At 36.1% G+C, this 22,613-nt stretch carries 17 protein-coding genes; 10 read left to right on the forward strand and 7 right to left on the reverse strand.

All coding sequences use genetic code 11. From position 1 onward, the window contains the following. Window positions 1–47: 47 nt before the first annotated feature. Window positions 48–1,343 carry a ComEA family DNA-binding protein gene (locus RHP76_RS22740; RefSeq protein ID WP_311229141.1) on the reverse strand — a complete coding sequence of 432 codons (1,296 nt, stop codon included), beginning with the start codon at window positions 1,341–1,343 and terminating at the stop codon, window positions 48–50. A 226-nt stretch (window positions 1,344–1,569) separates the two neighbouring features. Here RHP76_RS22740 and RHP76_RS22745 point away from each other — a divergent pair, with 226 nt between their 5' ends. After that, the gene (locus RHP76_RS22745; RefSeq protein ID WP_123278051.1) at window positions 1,570–1,794 is read left to right on the forward strand and encodes a hypothetical protein; all 225 of its coding nucleotides are present in this window, start codon (window positions 1,570–1,572) and stop codon (window positions 1,792–1,794) included. Window positions 1,795–1,900: 106 nt separating this feature from the next. On the opposite strand, the gene RHP76_RS22750 is transcribed toward RHP76_RS22745, so the two are convergent. After that, window positions 1,901–2,245 (reverse strand): MerR family transcriptional regulator, encoded by a 345-nt coding sequence (locus RHP76_RS22750; protein ID WP_034695336.1) that lies wholly within the window; start codon window positions 2,243–2,245, stop codon window positions 1,901–1,903. A 210-nt stretch (window positions 2,246–2,455) separates the two neighbouring features. Between RHP76_RS22750 and RHP76_RS22755 the strand changes: the two genes are divergently transcribed. Beyond that, a complete protein-coding gene (locus RHP76_RS22755) occupies window positions 2,456–3,337 on the forward strand; it encodes an AraC family transcriptional regulator (protein ID WP_311229142.1) in 882 nt (293 codons plus the stop codon). 159 nt (window positions 3,338–3,496) lie between these two features. Here RHP76_RS22755 and ccoG read toward each other — a convergent pair whose 3' ends face one another. Continuing rightward, window positions 3,497–4,939, reverse strand: a complete 1,443-nt coding sequence (ccoG, locus tag RHP76_RS22760) for a cytochrome c oxidase accessory protein CcoG (RefSeq protein WP_062671073.1) — start codon at window positions 4,937–4,939, stop codon at window positions 3,497–3,499. Window positions 4,940–5,191: 252 nt separating this feature from the next. Here ccoG and RHP76_RS22765 point away from each other — a divergent pair, with 252 nt between their 5' ends. Further along, a complete protein-coding gene (locus tag RHP76_RS22765; protein WP_062671071.1) occupies window positions 5,192–6,085 on the forward strand; it encodes an SMP-30/gluconolactonase/LRE family protein in 894 nt (297 codons plus the stop codon). 78 nt (window positions 6,086–6,163) lie between these two features. Here RHP76_RS22765 and RHP76_RS22770 read toward each other — a convergent pair whose 3' ends face one another. Continuing rightward, window positions 6,164–7,471, reverse strand: a complete 1,308-nt coding sequence (locus RHP76_RS22770) for a DEAD/DEAH box helicase (RefSeq protein WP_120230475.1) — start codon at window positions 7,469–7,471, stop codon at window positions 6,164–6,166. A gap of 495 nt (window positions 7,472–7,966) precedes the next feature. Here RHP76_RS22770 and rpsA point away from each other — a divergent pair, with 495 nt between their 5' ends. The 4 genes from rpsA (at window position 7,967) to RHP76_RS22790 (ending at window position 14,969) form a co-directional block, all read left to right on the forward strand. Beyond that, window positions 7,967–9,757 (forward strand): 30S ribosomal protein S1, encoded by a 1,791-nt coding sequence (gene rpsA, locus RHP76_RS22775; protein WP_034695342.1) that lies wholly within the window; start codon window positions 7,967–7,969, stop codon window positions 9,755–9,757. 394 nt (window positions 9,758–10,151) lie between these two features. Next, window positions 10,152–12,782 (forward strand): T9SS-dependent M36 family metallopeptidase, encoded by a 2,631-nt coding sequence (locus RHP76_RS22780; RefSeq protein WP_311229143.1) that lies wholly within the window; start codon window positions 10,152–10,154, stop codon window positions 12,780–12,782. Between the two features lie 126 nt (window positions 12,783–12,908). Continuing rightward, window positions 12,909–13,886, forward strand: coding sequence for an EamA family transporter (locus tag RHP76_RS22785; protein WP_062671065.1), 978 nt, complete (start codon window positions 12,909–12,911; stop codon window positions 13,884–13,886). A gap of 90 nt (window positions 13,887–13,976) precedes the next feature. Further along, complete coding sequence (locus RHP76_RS22790) at window positions 13,977–14,969, forward strand: alpha/beta fold hydrolase (RefSeq protein WP_311229144.1); 993 nt, start codon at window positions 13,977–13,979, stop codon at window positions 14,967–14,969. Window positions 14,970–15,114: 145 nt separating this feature from the next. On the opposite strand, the gene RHP76_RS22795 is transcribed toward RHP76_RS22790, so the two are convergent. Then, complete coding sequence (locus RHP76_RS22795) at window positions 15,115–16,257, reverse strand: multidrug effflux MFS transporter (RefSeq protein ID WP_311229145.1); 1,143 nt, start codon at window positions 16,255–16,257, stop codon at window positions 15,115–15,117. A 75-nt stretch (window positions 16,258–16,332) separates the two neighbouring features. Between RHP76_RS22795 and RHP76_RS22800 the strand changes: the two genes are divergently transcribed. Both RHP76_RS22800 and RHP76_RS22805 read left to right on the forward strand, forming a co-directional pair. Then, entirely contained in the window at window positions 16,333–17,115 is a 783-nt protein-coding gene (locus RHP76_RS22800; RefSeq protein ID WP_288442274.1) for an AraC family transcriptional regulator, read from the forward strand. Window positions 17,116–17,299: 184 nt separating this feature from the next. After that, window positions 17,300–17,767: an SRPBCC family protein gene (locus tag RHP76_RS22805; RefSeq protein WP_311229146.1), complete on the forward strand. Its 468-nt coding sequence runs from the start codon at window positions 17,300–17,302 to the stop codon at window positions 17,765–17,767. Between the two features lie 69 nt (window positions 17,768–17,836). Here RHP76_RS22805 and rplS read toward each other — a convergent pair whose 3' ends face one another. Further along, window positions 17,837–18,193, reverse strand: coding sequence for a 50S ribosomal protein L19 (rplS, locus tag RHP76_RS22810; protein WP_002980648.1), 357 nt, complete (start codon window positions 18,191–18,193; stop codon window positions 17,837–17,839). Window positions 18,194–18,488: 295 nt separating this feature from the next. Between rplS and RHP76_RS22815 the strand changes: the two genes are divergently transcribed. Beyond that, complete coding sequence (locus RHP76_RS22815; RefSeq protein WP_120230481.1) at window positions 18,489–21,227, forward strand: fibronectin type III domain-containing protein; 2,739 nt, start codon at window positions 18,489–18,491, stop codon at window positions 21,225–21,227. 173 nt (window positions 21,228–21,400) lie between these two features. On the opposite strand, the gene RHP76_RS22820 is transcribed toward RHP76_RS22815, so the two are convergent. Further along, window positions 21,401–22,612: a toxin-antitoxin system YwqK family antitoxin gene (locus RHP76_RS22820; RefSeq protein WP_311229147.1), complete on the reverse strand. Its 1,212-nt coding sequence runs from the start codon at window positions 22,610–22,612 to the stop codon at window positions 21,401–21,403. Between the last annotated feature and the right edge of the window lies 1 nt (window position 22,613).

Below are 22,613 nucleotides of genomic sequence, written 5' to 3' on the forward strand. Positions count from 1 at the left end.
TCTTCCGGAATATTTTGGAAGAGTTTACGCCTATTTTAGGGTTCATGTTATTTTACATATAATTTCATTCTTTCTTCATACTCAGGTTTCAGTTTCAAAAGTTTCCATATTTTCTTATCATCAGGGTTACTGATCCGGTAGAATATGATTTTGTCTGCTGAATATTTGAAATAAGGATGATTTTTAAGCCATTCCTCAGGTGCGTCTACTAATGAATACCGGGGTACATTTGATATATTCAACGGGGCTATTGAAATCAGTTTTTGAACCAGATCCTGATCTATGTTGTAGGTGGTTAAAATTTGCTGCTTATTCATAAAACCTCCCAGCTTCTTTCTGAAGCCAATTATTGAGCCTGCACTTCTTTCATCCAGACCAAATTCTATAAGCTGTTTGAAAGTAATGGTATTAAGATTTGTTTTTGAAAAATCTGTTTTTTCCTGTTGTTTTTCCTGTTGTTTTTCCTGTTGTTTTTCCTGTTGTTTTTCCTGAATTTTGATATAGGGTTTCATCTCCTGAAATTTCTCTGCGGAGATCACAAAACATTTCTGCAGATCTTCTAGGCTTTTGAAACTTCCCCGTAAATTTCTGTCCCGGTAATTGAGGATTATGATTGCTTGTTTCTCTGAGAATCCAAGTGTTTTCCAACCCTCTAAATCAAGCTGATTAGGATCAAAAATATGATATTGAATTCTGGATTTTACAGTATTATCCTTCGCAAAATTCCTGAAGTTTTCCGGAGTGTTTTCCGGCAGCAAAAGATAAGGTGCGATTTTGCTGTAATTTTCCGGGGAAATGATAAAGCATTCTTTAAACTTTTCCTTACTGATAAAACTTCCCCCGAGATAATTTCTATACTTTATAATAGCTTCTGCCTGCTTTTCACTGAAACCCATCTTAAGCCAGTCGTGGACAGAAAACCGATCAGGATTGAATTTCGCTGAAATCATAATTCCTTTCTTCCCGTATGGAGTGAATCTTTTGGAATCTCCTTTTTCTGCTGCTTCAGGAAGCAAGATGAAAGAGGCTAGCTCACTGAATTTCTCTTCGGAAATAGCATAACATTTTTTCAACTGTTCTTTTGAAGTAAATTTTCCTCCTACCATATCTTTATATTTCAGGATGGTTGCTGTTTGTTTCTCTGAAAATCCAAGTTTCAGCCACTGTTCTTTGTCCAGTATATTAGGATCAAAATCTGATAGATCCCGTATTGAAGAATCTTTGATAAAGGTAACTTCAGGAAAAGGTTCTTTTTCACGGCTGGTGTATTTCTGATAGGCTAATAAAACAGTCAGCAAGGTGACCATCAATGCCAGTTTTCGGTAATAGTTTTTTCTCATCATACAGTAAATGTATTAATAGAAATAAAGCATGGCAATAGTTGATTATGAAATGGTTAAAAATGATGTAGAGAAAGTATTTTATGGTTTAAAAGGTGGCGGGAATATTGTCTTTTATGTGATATAATTTCGTAGAGAAATAAAAGACTTGACTGCATTTTAGAATGTATTTCTTCAAACGGCTTGGTTTTTGTAAATTTTTTATCACACCTTATTAATCGATATAAATATGAATTACACTGAAGCATTGAAATACAAGGAAGAGGCATTGAAAAAAGCCGACAGTACAGTGGCTGACAATTACCATATTGTTATAGTTCCGGCTAATACAGCTGAAAGTGCGAGGTATATTGAAGAGTACACCAAAAAGCCTAAAAACTTTAAAGATGACAGCTGCAAGAAATACTGTTCTAACGGAGAATATTTGGTGGTGAGTTTTAAGAAAGAAGAATAATTTTGGACAAAAAGCAATAGTGAATCATTGGCTTTCATGTGTTACTAAAATATAAAAACCTCCGCTGCAATTCATTGCAGCGGAGGTTTTTATGTTTTCAAAGAAATTACTCTTCTTCTCTTTCTCCCAAAGACTCTTTCAGCTTAATCAATTCAGCTTTTACAAATTCCAGGCGGTCGATCAGAGTGATGGTTTCAGAAATTTTACTGTTGGTGGTCAGGGCAACGCGGGCTCCGTCCAGGGTATACCCTTTTTCTTTTACCAGATGGTAGATCATCTGAAGGTTTTTGATGTCCTCAGGAGTGAAATATCGGTTTCCTTTTCTGTTTTTTTTAGGCTTGATAATCGGGAATTCCTGTTCCCAGTAACGTATTAATGAAGTGTTTACATCGAATGCTTTCGCAACTTCTCCTATCGAATAATACAGCTTATCAGGTAAATTTATTTTCATTTTACAACTCCTAAACTTCAAAGATAAAAATTTTTTAAAGTTTCACCCAAAATATATTGTAAAAAGTGCGGTCATACTTTGTTTCAAAGGAATTTATAGGGTCAAATTCATGATTCAATGGCACAGATTTATTGTAGCATATACAGAGGACCGTTATATGCCAGCTCTTTTTTGTCTAAATTTGTGAATTCTTACGATACATAAATATAAATGAATCCAATTTCTGTTCTTCATATCGATCTTTTCCAGGCGGGTAAAAACACTTCAGATTTTTATTTTAACACGATGAAGAATCATTTGGTGGTGGGACATCGTCATATAGAGAAACCTCACAGACATGATTTCTATGCCTCTGTTCTTTTTACCAAAGGAACAGGCGTACATGAAATAGATTTTCAGAGATATGAAGTTTCGGAAGGAAGCCTTTTTTTTCTGTCGCCGGGGCAGATTCACAGCTGGGAGCTATCGGAGGATATTGATGGATATATTTTCTTTTGTTCTCAGGAATTTTATGAAATGCATTATGTGAATCAGAAACTGAGAAATTTTCCTTTTTTTGGGTCTGTATCTTTTCCAAGAAAACTGCAGTTGGATGCTGGTGAGCTTAAAAAAAATATTAGCTTATTTCAGGAATTGGGAGAAGAACATCAGACTAAAAGTATCATGAAAGAAGGGCTGATTTTATCATTTATGTCTCAGATTTTTATCAATGCTTCCAGATTGTTTTCAAAGGACTTTGATACAATGGATTCAGCAGCCGGACTTTCTTATTTTAAACATTATCAGGATTTTGAAAATCTGATTGAACAGAACTTTACAAAACATAAATCCATTACCCATTATGCCTCTTTATTAGGGATTTCATCCAAACATCTGAACAGAATTGCCCAGACTGTTGTTCAAAAAACAGCCACTGATGTAATTACAGAAAGGGTAGTGTTGGAAGCTAAAAGAATGCTCATGTATCTGGACGAAAGCCTGGTTGAAATTGCTTTCCGTTTAGGATATGAAGAATATTCCTACTTTGTAAGAGTATTCCGGAAAAGCTCCGGAATGACTCCCACGCAGTTTATGAGGAAATATAAGGCTTAATGAGTCCAAAGTTTAAGGTTTAAGGTTGGGGAGAAATGTGTTGGAAAACCACCCCGCCAAAAATTCTTTGAATTTTTGACACCCCTCCAGAGGAGGGGAATTAGGGAAATATCAACTACTTTTTCTAATCACCACGACCTGCAACCTATCATCTGTAATCTAAAGAGCTAACTTAAATGGTCCTTCAAAAGTCGTTTCAAACGAATCTACAAGTTTTCCTTTTTCATCGAACACGCCGATGACCATATTCTGTTTTGAGAACTTAATTTCTTCTTCAGGGAAGGAAATGTTAATGTTTCCTTTCAGGATCTGATCTCCTTTCAATATGATTTTTTCAGAACCGAAGTAAGTAATTTCTGCATTTGTTGGAGTAATCACTTTGATGAAAAGGGTTTTCTTTTCATTAGATTTATTCAGAAGAGTATAAATAAAGGTATTGGTGATTTTACCGTTTTTAACAAAGAATGTAGAACCTGCCGGTTTGATGAATTTTGCTTCCATAGAACCACGGTCGTACATTAAAAATCCAAGGAATCCGATTAACAATGCAAGGATAACAGTTGTTGCTTTCATTCTTGGGGTAAAGCGGAATTTATCCTGGTTTTCAATCTCGGCTTCTGTTGCGTAACGTACCAGACCTTTAGGCAAACCAACCTTTTCCATGACTTCATCACAGGCATCGATACAGGCTGTACAGTTTACACATTCCAATTGCTGTCCATTTCTGATATCGATTCCTGTAGGACATACCACAACACATTGGTTACAGTCGATACAATCTCCTTTTCCTGCTGCTTTTCTGTCTTCGTTATTTCTCCATTTTGCACGGCCTTCCCCTCTTTTAAAATCATAGTATACATTAATGGTTTGCTTGTCAATCAATACACCTTGCAGTCTTCCGTAAGGACAAACCAGTGTGCAGACCTGCTCACGAAGCCATGCGAATACGAAGTAGAACGTCAGGGTAAAGAAGATCATCACAAGAAACTTCAGTGAGTTTCCTTCCGGTCCTTCACTCATAATACGGAAAACTTCTTCGTAGCCCACAATATACATGAACATAAAGTGAGAAATAATCAGTGAAATAAGAAGAAAAACAGACCATTTAGTCAGCCTCTTTCTTATTTTCTCCGCATCCCATTCCTGTCTGTCAAGTTTCATTTGTTTATTTCGGTCACCTTCAATCCAGTATTCGATTTTGCGGAAAACCATTTCCATGAAAAGGGTCTGCGGACAAAGCCAGCCACAGAATATTCTTCCGAAGACTACTGTAAATAACATTACAAAAATCACGGAGGTTACTGCTCCTAAAGCCAGGATAAAAAAGTCCTGCAGGTAGAAAGGTTGTCCAATGATAAAAAACTTTCTGTCGATCACATTAATGAGAAGAAAAGGATTGTTATTGATCTTTACAAAAGGCAACCCAAAGAAAATCGCAAGAAGAATATAGCTGGTGTAATTTCTGTAGTTGGTATACTTTCCTTTTGGTTTTCTGGGGAAAATCCATTTTCTTTTCCCGGTTTCATCCATAGTTCCTACGGAATTTCTGAAATCTTCATTTTCAATTTCCAAAGACTTGATATTGTTGGACTCTGCGCTCATTGTTGTATGCTATAAAGTATTTTGGTACAATTTTCGTCCGGACTCATCATTTTTTAAGATATTTTTTCTTGAAGAAAGTGACCGGTTCTGTTACTGCAAAGCTCCGGATTATATCTTTTTATTACTAATATGATCTACGTCCAAAATAGGACAATTGAGACATTTTACTTCTGTGATTTTTATTGTGTCAAAGTGAGAAAATATTTTGATGCTTTTGGGTCATATCGTAAATTGCAGCTTTAAAAATGAAGTATGAAGAATATCTTTAAAATAAGTATGATTGGTTTGGTTTTCGCATTGGTAAACTGTCAATCAGTAAATTATAGTAAAATGTTTTATGAAGGAGTACAACCGGAAATGGTTTCCGATAAGTTCAGTTTCACAGAAGGACCATCAGCAGATGAAGAAGGGAATGTTTACTTTACCGATCAGCCTAATGATAAAATTTATTATTGGGATTGGAAAAGCAATAAAGTGATAGAGTTTTTAGATAAAACTGGAAGAGCCAACGGAACCCATTTTGACAAAGACGGCTATTTGATTACCTGTTCAGACGATCAGGGTGAGATCTGGAAGATTTCCAAAGATAAAAAAGTAGAAGTCCTGTTAAAAGGTTTTGAAGGAAAAAGATTGAATGGGCCTAATGATGTATGGAATGATGAATTTGGAGGGATGTATTTTACAGACCCTTTGTATGAAAGAGATTACTGGATTGGTTTTAAACAGGAGATCCAGCATAAAAGCCTTTATTACAGGGATAGAACCGGAAAAGTAACGAAACTGGATACCTTCACACAACCTAATGGAATTGTTGGAAGCGAAAAATTAAAGAAACTTTATATTTCTGATATTGATGCCGGAAAAACCTACGTATATGATATACTGGGAGAAGGAAAATTGTCTGAGAAAAAACTCTTCTGCGAAATGGGCTCAGATGGAATGGAACTGGATAAACACGGAAATCTTTACTTAACGGGAGATGGTGTACATGTTTTTAGCCGTTTGGGAAAGAAAATCTATCATATTTCTATTCCTGAGAAATGGACATCCAATGTGACTTTTGGTGGCAAAAACAATGATATTCTCTTCATTACTGCCTCGAAATCTGTATATACTTTCCCTACAAGGGTGAGAGGAATTAAATAATATTATGTCATTGCGGGGAGGGCGGATTGCTTCGTTGCTGTGTTCCTCGCAATGACAATAAAGTGTAGAGTGGAAGGTTTAATATGCAACCTCCATTTTCACTTTCTTACCTTTCAGTTTTTCGTTCTGAAGTTTTCTTAAAAGAGCATTTACTTTATTTCTGGCAACGGCAACATAGGATGTGGTGTCCTTTACTTCAATAATTCCAACATCTTCTTTTTGCAGCTCTCCCTTCTTTAGCAGATATCCCACAATGTCCACTTTATTAACTTTATCTTTTTTTCCTGCACTGATATAAACAGTCTGGAAAGGTGTTTTTTGTGGAACTTTAGTAAATCCGGCAACATTTTCTTCAGGAGTATTGTTTTTAATGAACGGAAAGTTTTCATCTTCCGTCATGATCAGGTATACAAAACCTTTGGCATTCATTCTTGCTGTACGGCCGTTTCTGTGAATGAAAGCATCTTCTTTTGGAGGAAGCTGATAATGAACAATTGATTCTACTTCAGGAATATCAAGCCCGCGGGCAGCCAGATCTGTGGTAATAAGAATTCTTGCAGAATCATTTCTGAATTTCAGTAAGGCACGTTCTCTTTCATCCTGTTCCATACCACCGTGGAAGGTTTCTCTGTCGATTCCCATTTGGTTGAGAAGTTCAGAGATACGGTCTACAGCCTCACGGTGATTGCAGAAAATCAAAGTCCTTTTGTTCCCGATTTTACAAACCAGATTGAAAAGCGTATCCAGTTTTTCTTCAGGAATCGTCATTACTTTTCTCAGTTGGAGATCCGGTTTTACATCATTTTCTTTAAGGAAACTGATTATTTTTTCATCTTTTAAGCCTGTAAAAGCCGGAATTTCATCCATAGCTGTGGCAGATGTTAAAATTCTTTGAGAAAGACCTTTTAAAGAATTGGAAATAAATTCCATATCATCATGGAACCCCAATTCCAGAGCTTTATCGAATTCATCAAGAACTAATGTTTTAATCGTTTTCGGATCAAAATTATTATTTCTTAAATGGTAAACAACTCTTCCAGGAGTTCCGATTAATACAGCCGGAGCTTCAATCAAATTATTAACCTCAATTTTTTTGTCATGTCCACCATAGCAGACAGAAACTTTAAAATCTGTCCCCATGGATTTAAAAACCTGCTCAATCTGTAAAGCAAGTTCCCTTGCCGGAACTAATATCAATGCCTGAACTCCCTGAACGTTTTTTTTCAGATTTCTGAGAACAGGAAATAAAAAGGCAAGCGTTTTCCCGGATCCTGTAGGAGAAAGTAAAACAATGTCTGTATTGTTTTCAGAAGCTTTATAAGTAGATTTCTGCATCTGATTCATATCCTGAATCTGCAGTTTTTGATAGATTGATTCTAATTCCATGCTGCAAAGGTAATGAATTTTGGAGTTCGAGGGTTTGAGAGTGGTAGGGCCTTAGAGTTTTAGAGTAGGAAAGTATTGCTCTTCTTTATTTCTGTGTTCCTGTCACTCTGAATGAAGGGTAGCGAAATGAAGAAGCACATTGAGTTATCCTATTTATTACAGATGATTCGTGAATTACGTTCGTAAACTTTCAGCTCATGCCCGGCATAACAGCTGATACTGCTTCATTCTGAATGTAAGGCAGTTAATATTAGGATGCCGTGTTGGGCTCAGTTGAAGCATTCTTTTAATCAAAGTATTGATTTTTAAATATATATATTAAATATTAGTCTACTGAAATCTATTGCTTATTTTAAATAAAATTCATATCTTTGCACCCACTTTTGGGGCAAAAAGGTTTGAAGAGTAAATTACTTACAATTAATTACTTCCGTATTTTTTAATCCGCATTTATTCAAACCGTTAAAAAAGAAGGAATACAAATTTTATTAGAAAATGTCAAAAGAGACAAATTCAGCAGAGGTTTTATTAAACCAAAACGTAGCACCAGAACAATTTGATTGGGATTCATTCGAATCAGGTCTTGATGCAGATGCGAGAAAAGAAAAAAGCGATTTAGAAGAAATCTACAACGGATCATTAAACAACCTTGACGATAACGACGTTTTAGTTGGTAAAGTTGTAAGATTAACTGATAAAGAAGCTATCGTAGACATCAACTTCAAATCTGAAGGTGTTATCTCTCTAAACGAATTCCGTTACAACCAAGGCCTGAAAGTAGGTGACGAGGTAGAAGTAATGGTTGACAAGAGAGAAGACAAAACTGGACAATTACAATTATCTCACAGAAAAGCTAGAACGCTTAAAGCTTGGGATAAAGTAAACGAACTTCACGAAACTGGAGAAATCGTTAACGGTTTTGTTAAATCTAGAACTAAAGGTGGTATGATCGTTGACGTTCACGGAATCGAAGCATTCTTACCTGGTTCTCAAATTGACGTTAAGCCAATTAAAGATTACGATCAGTTCGTAGGAAAAACTATGGAGTTCAAAGTTGTGAAAATCAACCCTGAGTTCAAAAACGTAGTAGTATCTCACAAAGCATTGATCGAAGCAGATATCGAAGGTCAGAAAAAAGAAATCATCGCTCAGCTTGAAAAAGGTCAGGTTCTTGAAGGAACTGTTAAGAACATTACTTCTTACGGTGTATTCATTGACTTAGGAGGTGTTGATGGATTGATCCACATTACAGACCTTTCTTGGTCTAGAGTGAACCATCCATCTGAAATCCTAGAGGACGGACAGACTGTAAAAGTTGTAATCCTTGATTTCGATGATGAGAAAACAAGAATCCAATTAGGTATGAAGCAATTAGAAGCTCATCCTTGGGATGCTCTTTCTGCTGACTTGAAAGTAGGTGACAAAGTAAAAGGAAAAGTAGTAGTTCTTGCTGACTATGGTGCATTCGTAGAAATTGCTCCAGGTGTTGAAGGATTAATCCACGTTTCTGAAATGTCTTGGTCTACTCACTTAAGATCTGCTGGAGATTTCGTAAAAGTAGGTGATGAAGTAGAAGCTGAAGTATTAACTTTAGATAGAGAAGAAAGAAAAATTTCTCTTGGTATCAAGCAGTTGTCTAAAGATCCATGGGAAAACATCGAAGCTAAGTATCCGGTAGGATCTCAGCATGTAGGAACTGTAAGAAACTTCACTAACTTTGGTGTATTCGTAGAGTTAGAAGAAGGTATCGACGGATTAATCTACATCTCTGATCTTTCTTGGACTAAGAAAATCAAGCACCCATCTGAGTTCTGCGCAGTAGGTGATAAATTAGACGTTGTAGTTCTTGAATTAGATATCCAAGCTAGAAGATTATCTCTAGGTCACAAGCAATTGACTGAAAACCCATGGGATAAATTCGAAACTAAATATGCTGAAGGAACTATCCACGCTGGTAAAGCTGTAGAAGTTCACGATAAAGGAGCTTCTGTTCAATTCGAAGATGCTGAAGTAGAAGCATTCTGCCCTTCAAGATTATTAGAGAAAGAAGATGGATCTAAAATCAAAAAAGGTGAAGATGCTCAGTTCAAAGTAATCGAATTCAACAAAGAATTCAAGAGAGTAGTAGTATCTCACACAGGTATCTTCAGAGACGAAGAGAAGAAAAACGTAAAAGAAGCTTCTTCTAGAAACGTAACTTCTTCTTCTAACAACGAAGAAAGATCTACTCTTGGAGACATCGATGCATTAGCAGAGTTGAAAAGAAAAATGGAAGAAGGTAAATAATCTTTGAACCATATATAAATATGAAGCCGCTCATCCGAGCGGCTTTTTTTATGAATATACATACGATAGCAAAATTGTATGTAAGATATTGGAAAGGAGAGTTTCTTAAAAATTAGACATAACATTATAAAAAATAGTTGAGTCTTGTTTGTATGAGAAATTTATATTAAAGATTTATTTGTATTGTGAAATATTTAAACTAAAAAAATCAAAGAAACAGAATAAAAACAATCTTGAATATCTAAGTATATTATGTTATTCTATTAATTGAGGAATATGTAAAATAGTTTGATTTTTTTGTTTTATATAGGTATTTATTTACATATTTATTTTTGTAAAAAAAAATCGTAAAGTTTTGTGAATTATTTGTAGATTAGTGCCTTTAATAATGGATATGAAAAACAAAACTCTACCTCTTTTATTTGCAGTATTTTCTGCATTTCCTGCAATATTATTCGGACAGGATAGTGAAAAACTGATTAAAGATTATATTTCTCAAAATAAAATAAGGGAATATAAAAAGTCTGATCTTAATAACATCATTGTGGATAATATAGATCCGTCAAAATCATTGAATGGTAATGTGGTTAAATTTTTACAGACTTATAATGGTTTGCCAGTATACAGTTCTGTAGGAACAGCATTGATCAGGGACAATAAAATTATTTACTACACAGATAATTTTGTTACAGATTATATTACATCTACTTCAGGTACAGCTGCTATTAATAAAAATACAGCTCTTCAAAAAATTGCTGAGGATCTGAAGAATCCTGATATTGCGAATTTCACCATTCTCGGATATCTTGAGAAGACTCAAAAAAGAGCTACATCTGCTAATCAAAGATTAGTTTATACAAATGACGAGAGTGGAAACTTGCGTTTGGCTTACGAATATACTTTAATGGAGCCAAAATCTCCCAATTACTGGAATATTTTAGTAGATGCCAACAATGGAAATATCCTGTTGAAAAACAATCTGACACTATCATGTAATTTCCATCATGATGCTTACGGTTCAGAAGTAGGGGAGAGCCATGCTGATCATTTTCAAAATACATTAGTTGGGCCTCAGAATAATGCAGCACAAAATAATAATATTCCATTGCTTTTACCTGATAATGCATCATATAACGTATTTCCATTACCAATTGAAGCACCCACTTTTGGTTCAAGATCCATCATTAACAATCCATGGATTCTGAGTGCTTCTCCTGAAGGATGGCATTCTGACGGAACCAATCATTACACTGTGACAAGAGGAAATAATGTTTTTGCCTATGAAGATGCGGCTGGAACAGCTTTAACAGCGCCTGATTATCTTACAGGAGCTCCGGCAGACGGAGGGGCAACAAGAAATTTTGATTTCCCTTTTAACATCAATGAAACTCCGCTAAACAACAGAAATGCTGCCATCACAAATTTATTTTATCTGAATAATAGAATCCATGATGTTTTCTACAAATTCGGGTTTACAGAAACAGGAAGAAACTTTCAGCAGAATAATTTTGGAAATGGACCTACCGGAGGAGATGATGATTCTGTATATGCAGAGGCTCAGGATGGAAGCGGATTAAATAATGCGAATTTCTCTTCACCACCAGACGGCTATAATGGTAAAATGCAGATGTACCTTTGGTCTCCGGTTGGAAGAGTATTTTTCTATAATGCACCTACTGCTGCTGTTTCCCGTACACCTGGAGCCGGTACTGCACAGTTTGGTAGTCCTTTACCTATGAATGGAATAACAGGAGATGTAGCCCTTTCATCAGTTTTAGATGGATGTACAGCTTTACCAGCCAACTCATTGACTGAGAAAATAGGACTTGTGGAAAGAGGAACATGTGCTTTTGCCGTAAAAGTGAAAAATCTTCAGGACGCGGGAGCTAAAGCTGCCATCATATATAATAACCTGGCCAATGGCTCTACTCTGGGAAATATGGCGGGTAATGACCCTGCAATTACGATCCCTTCAGTACTTATTACGAACGCTGAAGGAGAATATATCAAAACTCAGCTTGCAGCAAGTACAACAGTAAATGTTACTTTAAAAGGAAACCTGACGCCTGACGGAAGTTTTGATAACGGAATTGTAACCCATGAATACGGTCACGGAATATCCAACAGAATGACCGGTACCGGATACAACTGTCTGAATTCAGGAGTGAGTAAAGAACAGATGGGAGAAGGATGGTCTGATTTCTTTGCTTTAATGCTGACCAACAAAGCTGGAGACGATGCTACTGTAGCGAGAGGTACTGGTACTTATGCAATAGGCCAGCCTATAACAGGTGGCGGTATCAGACCTGCAAAATATTCTACAAATTTAACCGTTAACGGATTTACGTACGGAAATACCAACGGAATGGAATACAATAACGGATCAGCAATTGTTCCGGATGTACACTCCATTGGTTTTGTTTGGGCAACCATGCTATGGGATCTTCACTGGAAATATGTTGAAAAATATGGTTATTCTTCAGACGTATTGTCCACAACTCCTAATGGAAGCACAAAAGTATTACAGTTAGTAACGGATGCTCTTAAACTTCAGGGTTGTAACCCTAGCTTTATTGATGGAAGAAATGCAATTTTAGCAGCTGAGCTGGCAACTACTCAGGGACAGGATAAATGTATGATCTGGGGTGTGTTTGCAAGAAGAGGTTTAGGGGTAAATGCATCAGCGGGAGTTAAAAATAATATTAATGACCAGGTTCAGGATTTTAATGTTCCGGAGGTATGTTTGTTGGCTACTAATGATGTAAATGCAGATAAGAACAATAATGTTTCTATCTATCCAAATCCTGCCAAGGACGAGTTCTATATTAAGTTCCCAAGCAATACTCTTGGAAAAGTAAGTGTAGAACTTTACGATATGTCTGGTAAGCTGGTTTCTTCAGAAGATAAAATCTCACCGGATGCTAAGAAAGCAATTTCTACAAGCAATCTTGTTAACGGAACTTATATGGTTAAAATCAAAGGACTAGGTTTCGAAGCTGCTTCGAAAGTAATGGTTAAAAAATAATTTACTTTTATAAACAATCTCAAAATCGCCACAAGCTTGCTTGTGGCGATTTTATTTATCTATTACCATGACACTTCAGAATGATTAAATTAATATGTCGTACCTTTGCAGGCTGTTAAAAAAATTATGAAGAAGAAAAATATACTAAAAGGTGTTTTATTTGTAGGGATTGGAGCTAGTATATACGGTATGTTAGCCACTTTTGTGAAAATGGCTTATCATGATGGTTTTACAACCTCAGAAGTTACTACTTCCCAATTCGTTTTAGGTTTGACAGGACTTTTGATCCTCAACTTTATTCAGACCATAACCTCAAAGCAGAAATTATCAATGCCAAGTTCTAAAGAAGTAAGAATGCTCTTGCTTGCAGGAACTTCTTTGGGAGGTACCAGTTTATTTTATTATATTGCCGTACAATATATCAATGTTTCCATTGCTATTGTATTATTGATGCAGTCGGTATGGTTCAGTGTGGTAGTAGAGAGTATTATTACAAAAAAGCTGCCTAATACAAGAAAAGTGGTCTCTGTGGTTATTGTATTATTGGGAACGGTTCTGGCAACAAATCTTATTAATATGGAAATAGAACTGGACTGGCATGGGGTTTTCTGGGGACTGATGGCAGCAGCTTCCTATACTTTGACGATGTTTACTTCAAACACACTGGCTACTCATCTTCCGGTTTTCAGAAAGAGTATTATTATGCTGGCAGGTGGTTCTGTTGTAGTTTTTGCATTCTTATTCTTTGCCCAGATAGGGCCTATGTATTTTGATGGTTTAAAATCATTATACCTGAATTTTACTGATAATACAGAGCATATCCATTCATTTAATTATTCAATATTTCTCACGTATGGATTTGTACTGGCTCTTTTTGGAACTATTATCCCGCCCATCTTATTCAATGTTGGGTTTCCCAATGCAGGATTGGGACTTGGAAGTATCGTTTCATCATTGGAACTTCCGGTTTCCGTAACCATGGCCTTTGTTTTACTTGGAGAGAAAGTATTTCTGATCCAGTGGGTAGGAATTGTTCTGATTCTTTTTGCCATTGTTTTGATGAATTTACCTTCAAAAAAAGAAAAAGAAGTTTCAATGGCATAATTGTCTAAAAAATATTTAACTAAAAATAACAGTTGAAACCGTTCCTTTTGGAGCGGTTTTTTTTAATTTTATCTTTAAAATAAACGTTTCATGAAACATTTCAGAAATATAATGACTGTTTTTTCTTTGACAGTCTCCGGTTTTATGTTTTCACAGGTAAAACCTCTGGATGCAATGCTGTCTGATTATCAATACCCTTACGAAGTACATTATCTCAATTTCAAGTCTCAGGGCGAAGATTTGAAAATGGCTTATATGGATGTAAGACCGCAAAAACCGAACGGAAAAACGGTCATGCTTCTCCACGGCAAAAACTTTAATGGAGCGTACTGGGAAAGAACAGCAAAAGACCTTTCTGCCAAAGGATTCCGGGTAGTGATTCCTGATCAGATAGAATTTGGAAAATCTTCAAAGCCTCATACTTACCAATTTTCTTTTTCGCAACTGGCAGAAAATACAAAGGCAATTCTGGATGTATTGAAAATTGATAAAACCATAGTATTGGGACATTCAATGGGAGGAATGGTGGCAACCAGATTTACGTTACTATATCCTGAGAAAGTACAAAAACTGATTCTTGAAAACCCGATCGGGCTGGAAGATTATAAAACTTTTGCAGCCTACCAGACCATTGACCAGGCTTATCAGTCTGAACTTAAAAATACAGCTGAAACGTATAAGAATTATCAGCTTAAATTCTATTACGACAACAAATGGAAAGAAGAATATCAACCCTGGCTTGACTTAATCGCAGGATGGACTCTTCATAAAGATTATCCTCAGGTAGCTTGGGATGCTGCACTTACTTCGGATATGATTTACAATCAGCCGGTATGTTATGAGTTTAAAAATATCAAAGTTCCTACCTTGCTTATCATTGGAACAAGAGACAGAACCGCAATAGGAAAGGACAGAGCTCCTAAAGAACTTCAACCTAAAATGGGGCAATATCAGGAATTGGGAAAGAAAACTCAACGTGAAATTGCGGGTTCAAAGCTTGTCGAAATTGAAAATGTAGGGCATCTTCCGCATATCGAGGTCTACCCTAAGTTCATGGAAGCACTGTATGATTTTATACAATAAATTAATTTTAAAATATAAAATATTGGAAACATTAAGTTTTTGCAAGTGAGTAAAAATAATAAGCTTTATAAACATTTTGCTTAATTTTTCATCTTTGATGAAACTTAACTATTCTTATTAACTTCATTAACTTAATGTTTCAAAATCAATTCTTTTTGTTCCCAAACAGCAATAAAGTACAAACTCCAATTCCAGAAAACAAGACACACGCAATTCCCAGGTTCTGTATAAAACCAATCGCTATTAGTCCTGAACCTATCAGGATATAATAAATCAATCCCAATAAAGCTCCGGCACTTCCTGTCTCACTTTTATAATGAATGAGGGCAGTACTCAAAATATTAGGAATAGCCATGCTGAATGCCATCACAATGAAGAAATAAGGAATTAAAAAGTATATACCTGTACCTATCAGAATCCATACGAAAATAGAGGCGATAAATGCTATACATATACTTGCTTTTACTAAATAGTTAGGTTGTATATTCTTGAATAACAGGTATCTGTTAATTTTTGCTCCTGCAAATGTACCTGTTGCCAGTATCATACTGCTGTACCCAAAGACATAAGACGAATAATGATTTTCTTTAAAAATAAAAGGAGCCAGCGAATAGTATGAAAATAATAAAACATTGAAACTCATGATTAATAAACAGCATCTGATGATGTCCTGATCACAGAGCATCCGCTTGAGCAAACGTATCAAAATATTCATGCTGATTTCCTTTTCCGAATGATGGGTTTCCGAAATTTTCTGTCGGGAGAGCATGAAGAATAGGATTGCCAGCATACATAATGTGATGAATACACTCGGATATCCGAAGGAAGAAGCCAATACCGAACCGGTAATCATTCCTACTACAGGGCTTACAGATAAGCCGATTCCGATCCAGGAAAATACTTTACTCAGATTATCTTTGTCATAGCTGTCTCTTAAAATGGTTTGAGTCACAATGGAACCCACTGAAATTCCAAATGCTGAAATAATCCTGGCTGTAAGAAGAATCATAAAATCAGAAGTAAAAACAGCTGCCAGGGTTCCGATTCCATAGGTAATGAGACCATATTCCATTGATTTTTTTCTTCCGATCCTGTCGCATTGAATACCCCAGAATGCTACCCCCAGAGCAAATGCTATAAAATATAAACTGATCGTTAAGGTAACTGATTCTTCATTCACTTCAAATTTCTCCTGTACCATTGGTAAAACTGGACTGTAGATGGTTTCTACAAACTGAGGAAGCATCACAAGTAGAGTCAGCAGCCAGATAGGATTTGTCTTTTTCATTTTTTTCTGCAAAGTTTCCAAAAAATCCATGTATATTTATAATGATGTAAAAACAAAAAGTATCAAAAATAGGACATGGCTATACTGAAGCAAAATGAAAGTTTTAATGCAGATACCCTTCACGAAAATGTAATTGGAATAGCTTCTGATATGGTATTGCATGATTCCGGTTTTCATTTTCATAAAACAAAGTCTCAGTTGTTGTATGCGCCATCAGGCTGTATGACAGTGACTACTTCTGACAGACAGTTGGTTCTTCCTCCGTTCAGAATGCTTTGGATTCCTGCCCATGAAGTTCATCGTGTGAATTTCAGAAACATTGTAGCCTACAGATCCATCTATTTTGATGAAGATTATTCCCAAAAGTATATAAAATCAGATCTGAAAGTTCTTCATGTCAACACCTTGTTAAAGGAAATCATAGAAAGGATTTGTTTTTGGGAATGGTCAGCTCTTAAAAGTGACCAAACCAATCTTTTAAACGTATTCTGGGATGAAATGCAAAGGGCTCAGGAAGAAAAACTGGAACTTAAAATGCCGCAGGACAGACGTTTTAAGAGAATCGTTGAAGAGTGGACGCTACGTCAGTCTATACCTCCAATGTTGAAAAATCTTGCAGAAAAAACCGGAGCAGTGGAGAAAACGATCAGCCGTATTTTTAAAAAAGAAACCGGACTGTCTTATCAGGATTGGAGACAGCAATGGAGGTTACAGCGGTCTATTGAACTTTTGGTAGAAGGTAATTCAATAGGAGAGGTGTCGCATATCCTTGACTTTTCATCAGACAGTGCTTTTATTGAGTTTTTCAAAAAACACACAGGTTCAACACCTTTGCAATATCTTATGAAGAATGAATAGTCTTTTTGCAACTGATTAAAGTACTGATTGTGAATCCTGTCAAGGTTTTAAACCTTGACAGGATTGTAATAATATAAAATTTCAAAAAGACTTCTATTCAAGAATTGCAATGTATATTTCTTGTCTTATGAAAAGCCTGATTCATAGTAAATTTCATAAAATTGTATTACCTAATATATATTTTATGAAAACAATGATTACCAGTAACGTTGAGAATTACATGCATATAGTTGAGATCAACACTACTGTAGATAAAATGTACCATGCTTTGACTCATGAAATTCCTCTTTGGTGGACTGAATTGTTTGAAGGTTCATCTTCGGAGGAGGGAAATCTTTTCACCATAAGATTTGGAGATCAGATTCACAAAACAATGCGTGTGAAAGAATTAACCGCCAATGTAAAAGTTGTATGGTCTGTTGAAGACTCATTAATTGCTCTTCCCGATTTAAAGAACCAAACAGAATGGATCGGAACAACAATTGTATGGGAAATAGAGGAAAAGAAAGGGGGTTGCCAGATAAAACTTACTCATATCGGTCTGAACCCGGCTGTTGAATGCTATGAGATCTGCTCCAATGGTTGGCTGCAATTTATAGGCAGTCTGAAAAAATTTCTGGAAACCGGAGAAGGAGTTCCCTATAAAAAGTAAAAAATATTGAAACAAAAAAGAGACTGTTTACACGTAAACAGCCTCTTTTTGTATGTATTGTTGTCTGAATTATTTCTTCTTGTAAGCAGCGTCTTTGATTCTTGCTTTTTTACCCCTAAGGTCTCTGAAGTAGTAAATTCTAGCTCTTCTAACTCTACCTCTTCTATCAACTTCGATTTTTTGAAGTGCAGGCATGTTAATAGGGAATACTCTTTCTACACCTACATCACCACTCATTTTTCTGATAGTGAAAGTTTTTGTAGAACCAGTACCTCTTAATTGGATAACTGTTCCTTTGAAGAACTGAGTTCTGGTCTTTTGTCCTTCTTTAATTTCGTAATACACAGTAATTGTATCACCTGCTTTGAATTCAGGGAATTCTTTTTTCGCAATGTACTTGTCTTGTACGTACTTTAATAAATCCATTATTAATAAAATAAAATGTTAAAGCTAAGCAACTTACACGTTCTTCGTCAGAGGTTGAATAACAGGTTGCAAATGTACAAAATAGTTTTTGAATACACCAAATATTTAATGTGCTAAAAACTATAATTTTTTCATTCCGGTTTCGCTGAAAAATTAACGGTTTCTTTAAAATACCATCAGACAGAGTTTATATGGGAACTCTACTTTTGCCCGAAGTAAAAAATCTTAGCAAGGATTTTTAAATAGTTGATTTACAATTCGAAATTCTATATGTTATTTTAAAACGAAAACGATTATGAAACATTATTTCTTCTTTTTTTGTTTCGCGGTCCAAATGGCTTTCGGGCAGGCTTTGTTCCCTTATTTACAAAACCCGACTCCGAATTCTATGATCGTCAATTGGAAAACAGCTTCCAATAATGAAACAACAGTGATCTACGGAGATTCTCCAGCGAATCTGAATGTTACCGTAACGGGAACTACCAACATCTTCTCAGATACGGGATACAACAACAATTACTATTACCACACAGCAAAGATTACTAACCTTCAGCCGAATACCAAATATTATTATAAGATCAAAACAGGAACCAGCGAGTCTGCCGTTTATAATTTCAGAACACTTCCTTTACCGGGACAGGCGGTAACTGCCAATGGAAAGATCCGCTTCCTTATTATGGGGGACAACCAGATCAAAGCAGAACCGAGATATGATACGCTTACTTTGAATGCCTATAAAAAATTAAAGGAAAAATTCGGAGCTGCTTCAGATCCGTCAGATAATATTGCGCTTACTTTTATGGTAGGTGACCAGGTAGACGTAGGTACATTGGACCATTATGAAAATGTTCACTTTAAAAAGAATATCAAATTATCACCTTATCTGCCTATTCAGACAACGGTAGGAAATCATGAAACTTACGGAACGATGGGAATGAATTCTTACTATGCTCATTTTTATATTGATGAAATCAGTTATAAAGGTATAAGCTCAGGAAATGAAAATTATTACGCCCAGCAGGCAGGAAATGTATTATTTGTGAGCTTAAGTTCTGAACATACAGGATCAGCACAACAGACATGGCTTCAGCAGATTTTAACGGCGGCCAACAATGATTCTACGGTAGACTGGATTATTTCCTTAAGCCACAGACCGTATCAGGCTGAGCAGTATGTAGGAGATATTTCTACATGGGTAAGAGAAAATGCAGTACCGCTTCTGGTAACTTCTGATAAATATTTAATGCACGTGGGAGCCCACCATCATTTATACCACAGAGGTCAGCTTAAAAACACACCGAATTACCAGATTATTTCCGGAGGAACTGCATGGGATCAGTATTGGGGAATGTCTAATGAACAGGATTTTGACGATGTTCAGAAAACTTTGACAGACTGGACCTATCAGATCGTGGAAGTAGATGTCCCAACCGGAAAAGTAGATGTCGAATGTTATTCAATCGGTGGAATTTACAATAAGAAAAACAATGTGTTGGTAGATTCTTTCCACAGATATAAAAATCAACCTAAACCTGCAAAACCATCCATTACCAATACGTTCTCAGGACCCATTACTTTACCTTTGACATTAAATGGAAGTGCATTTTCATCTTCTAACGGAGAGCTTTTAAATACAACACAGTTCCAGATCAGTAAAGCCTCGAACTTCTCTGTGATTGAAAAGGAATTTTACCGCGATTTTGAAAACTGGTTCGGAAAAGACGGAAACGGAACTCCTGATAAAACGAAAAACCTGAATGATGGAGTAGACATCACCAAAGCGACATTGGCAGCGAATTCTATTCCCAACGGAATCTATTATGTAAAAACACGTTACAGAGACAGAAACCTTGAGTGGAGCGACTGGAGTGATGTGAAGCAGTTCGAAATTACAGGAAGTGTAGTGTCAAATCCTACATTTACTTTAAACAAAACAGAATATGCGCAAAATGAAGCAATTACGGCTACGTTTACAGGTGGTCCGGGAAATCAGCAGGATTGGGTAGGAATCTATAAAAAAGGACAGACTCCTGCTTCTACCACTTCACAAGGTTATATTTATACGAACGGGCAGACTGCAGGAACAGTAACTTTCAATAATGGTCTGGCTACTAAAGGTCAGTATTTTGCAGGATTTTTTGCCAACAACGGCTATACAGAAATCACTCCAAGAAAAAATTTCTATGTAGGACCGAAAGTACAGCTGCAGACTACTGCTGATACGTATCCTGTGGGAGGAACCGTTACTATTAATTTTACAAACGGACCCAACTTACAGAAAGACTGGATCGGAATTTACAAAATGGGACAAACTCCGGGAACTACAGCTTCTATCAAATGGAGCTATGTAACAACTGCATCAGGAACTCTTAATTTCACAGGACTTCCAAAAGGGTATTATTATGCTCAGTATTTATTGGAAGACGGATATAACGGAATCGGGGAGAAGGCGTTCTTCAAAGTAGGAGATATCGTTACTGATCTTTGGATCAACAAACCTGTTTATACCTTGGGTGAAAATATTACGGCTTCATGGACGGATTCTCCGGGAATCATCAAAGACTGGTTGGGAATATATCCTCAGAGTGTTCAGACACCGGATGATAATTTTGTTTCTTATACCTATTTTGACGGAATAACTCAGGGAACAAAAACTATTCAGGGAACAGCAGTACCTGCAACACCGGGAAATTACTACATGGTGATGTTTACCAATGATTCCTACACAGAAGTTTCGAACAGAGTACAATTCCAGGTGGCTTCACCTACTTTAGGAACGGAAGAAACAAGAAGTACAGAGAAAAATGTAGTGTTGTATCCTAATCCAACCAAACCGGGACAGCCTACTTTTATTAAAAGTGATTATCCGATTGAAAAAATTGAATTGGTTTCAGCTTCAGGAGAATTATTGTATGTATCGAAAAATATCAATAACCAACGTTTCTCTTTGGTGAATGAAAATCTTCCGGCAGGCGTTTACTATGTAAAAGTACACGGAAGAAAACTGTTTACTTTAAAGCTGATCATTCAGTAAGGTAAATTAAAACACAATTATAACGGAGAGGCTGTCAGCAATGATAGCCTCTTTTTTATGGATGTAAAAAAGTATAATTTTCCATAATTATCTGTGAAAATCTGTGCCCGTTTGTGGTTAAACAAAAAACGGTTCCAAAAAAATGAAACCGCCTTGATATATAGTTGTGGTAATTAGTCAAATAAATGGTGCAGATCATCCTCTTTAATCAGCGTCTGGTTTTCGGCAGAAGCATTTTCCTCCTGAGTATCGGCCAGCGTTTTAGTTTCCTGAATGAGCTTTCCATCCATATTATAAAGTTTTAATAAGATCCATTTCCCGCTGCGTTCAAGTTCTTTAGCTCCATCCCATGTTTTTATTCTGATTTTTCCACTTTGAATAACACCTGCTTTTACAGAAGACTTATTGGCAGGCTTTCCTTTTACATACTGTGTGATTTGTGCTGTGAAGGAATAATCTTCCCCGTCTTCAGTGATAGGTTGTGTAAATGTATATAGAATAGTGCCTTTGGGATCGTAAACGGTTGCATCATAGCCTGTTTGTTTAGCGTTCAGTTTTTTTTCAAAACTCAGTTTTGTATTGTCACCCTCAAAAAAGTTTTTGATATTTATGATAATACCTTCCTTATAAACAGTTTCACTAAAACCTTCATAAGTAGTACCATTATAAGGGATACCATCTTTGTATGTTAATGTAGATTTCAGCTTTCCATCCGGTGAATAATATTTGATTTCCTGGATAAGATCATCTTTTAAAAATTGCTCGGAGGATAACTTTCCGTCTTCATCAAAATATTTACTGGTTACCTTTGAGCCTTTTTCATAAGTATCAATAGAGGAAATCTGTGAATATTCATAAGCCAGATGGTAATCATCCCCGTCCATTGGATTATAAATATCATTTTCCTTATCATATTGGTATACCAGATGGGCTATTTTTTTACCCGACTCATCATAAGTGGTTTTATAGCCATCTTTTTTATTCATTTTCTGTTCCTGTAAGATCTTTCCGCTTTTGCTATAAATGACGCCTTCTTTTACACTGCCGTCCTTTCTGTATTTTTCTATCTTAGAGATCCTCATGGGACTGGAATAGTAATCTACTACCATATTTTCACCCGAACCGGAGGTAGTGTTGCTGCCCAGATATTTTCCTTTTTCACCGTAATATTTTGTTTCGGTATTACTGTCTTTATCAATGATGGTTTCATTTCTGATCCCTTTAATGTCATCATCATAAACGATTGTTTTTACAGGCGTAGAGTTTTCGTAATCCACCACAATATTAAAGTCCATTCCATCCTCAGCATCCTTATAACTGAACATTTTTCCTGAAAAACTTCCGTCAGCTTTATATACCACATCTTCTGTCAGCCTGCCATTCATA

It is taken from the genome of Chryseobacterium sp. SG20098 (assembly GCF_031844745.1).
Lineage (GTDB): Bacteria > Bacteroidota > Bacteroidia > Flavobacteriales > Weeksellaceae > Chryseobacterium > Chryseobacterium cucumeris.

What these genes read in the sequence shown, in the direction of transcription:
- RHP76_RS22790 (WP_311229144.1), top strand. Translation starts at nt 13,977, where the DNA reads ATGAAACATTTCAGAAATATAATGACTGTTTTTTCTTTGACAGTCTCC.
- RHP76_RS22780 (WP_311229143.1), top strand. Translation starts at nt 10,152, where the DNA reads ATGAAAAACAAAACTCTACCTCTTTTATTTGCAGTATTTTCTGCATTT.
- ccoG (WP_062671073.1), bottom strand. Translation starts at nt 4,939, where the DNA reads ATGAGCGCAGAGTCCAACAATATCAAGTCTTTGGAAATTGAAAATGAA.
- RHP76_RS22750 (WP_034695336.1), bottom strand. Translation starts at nt 2,245, where the DNA reads ATGAAAATAAATTTACCTGATAAGCTGTATTATTCGATAGGAGAAGTT.
- RHP76_RS22765 (WP_062671071.1), top strand. Translation starts at nt 5,192, where the DNA reads ATGAAGAATATCTTTAAAATAAGTATGATTGGTTTGGTTTTCGCATTG.
- RHP76_RS22755 (WP_311229142.1), top strand. Translation starts at nt 2,456, where the DNA reads ATGAATCCAATTTCTGTTCTTCATATCGATCTTTTCCAGGCGGGTAAA.
- RHP76_RS22740 (WP_311229141.1), bottom strand. Translation starts at nt 1,343, where the DNA reads ATGATGAGAAAAAACTATTACCGAAAACTGGCATTGATGGTCACCTTG.
- RHP76_RS22770 (WP_120230475.1), bottom strand. Translation starts at nt 7,471, where the DNA reads ATGGAATTAGAATCAATCTATCAAAAACTGCAGATTCAGGATATGAAT.
- RHP76_RS22785 (WP_062671065.1), top strand. Translation starts at nt 12,909, where the DNA reads ATGAAGAAGAAAAATATACTAAAAGGTGTTTTATTTGTAGGGATTGGA.
- RHP76_RS22805 (WP_311229146.1), top strand. Translation starts at nt 17,300, where the DNA reads ATGAAAACAATGATTACCAGTAACGTTGAGAATTACATGCATATAGTT.
- RHP76_RS22815 (WP_120230481.1), top strand. Translation starts at nt 18,489, where the DNA reads ATGAAACATTATTTCTTCTTTTTTTGTTTCGCGGTCCAAATGGCTTTC.
- rpsA (WP_034695342.1), top strand. Translation starts at nt 7,967, where the DNA reads ATGTCAAAAGAGACAAATTCAGCAGAGGTTTTATTAAACCAAAACGTA.
- RHP76_RS22820 (WP_311229147.1), bottom strand. Translation starts at nt 22,612, where the DNA reads ATGAATGGCAGGCTGACAGAAGATGTGGTATATAAAGCTGACGGAAGT.
- rplS (WP_002980648.1), bottom strand. Translation starts at nt 18,193, where the DNA reads ATGGATTTATTAAAGTACGTACAAGACAAGTACATTGCGAAAAAAGAA.
- RHP76_RS22795 (WP_311229145.1), bottom strand. Translation starts at nt 16,257, where the DNA reads ATGAAAAAGACAAATCCTATCTGGCTGCTGACTCTACTTGTGATGCTT.
- RHP76_RS22745 (WP_123278051.1), top strand. Translation starts at nt 1,570, where the DNA reads ATGAATTACACTGAAGCATTGAAATACAAGGAAGAGGCATTGAAAAAA.
- RHP76_RS22800 (WP_288442274.1), top strand. Translation starts at nt 16,333, where the DNA reads ATGGCTATACTGAAGCAAAATGAAAGTTTTAATGCAGATACCCTTCAC.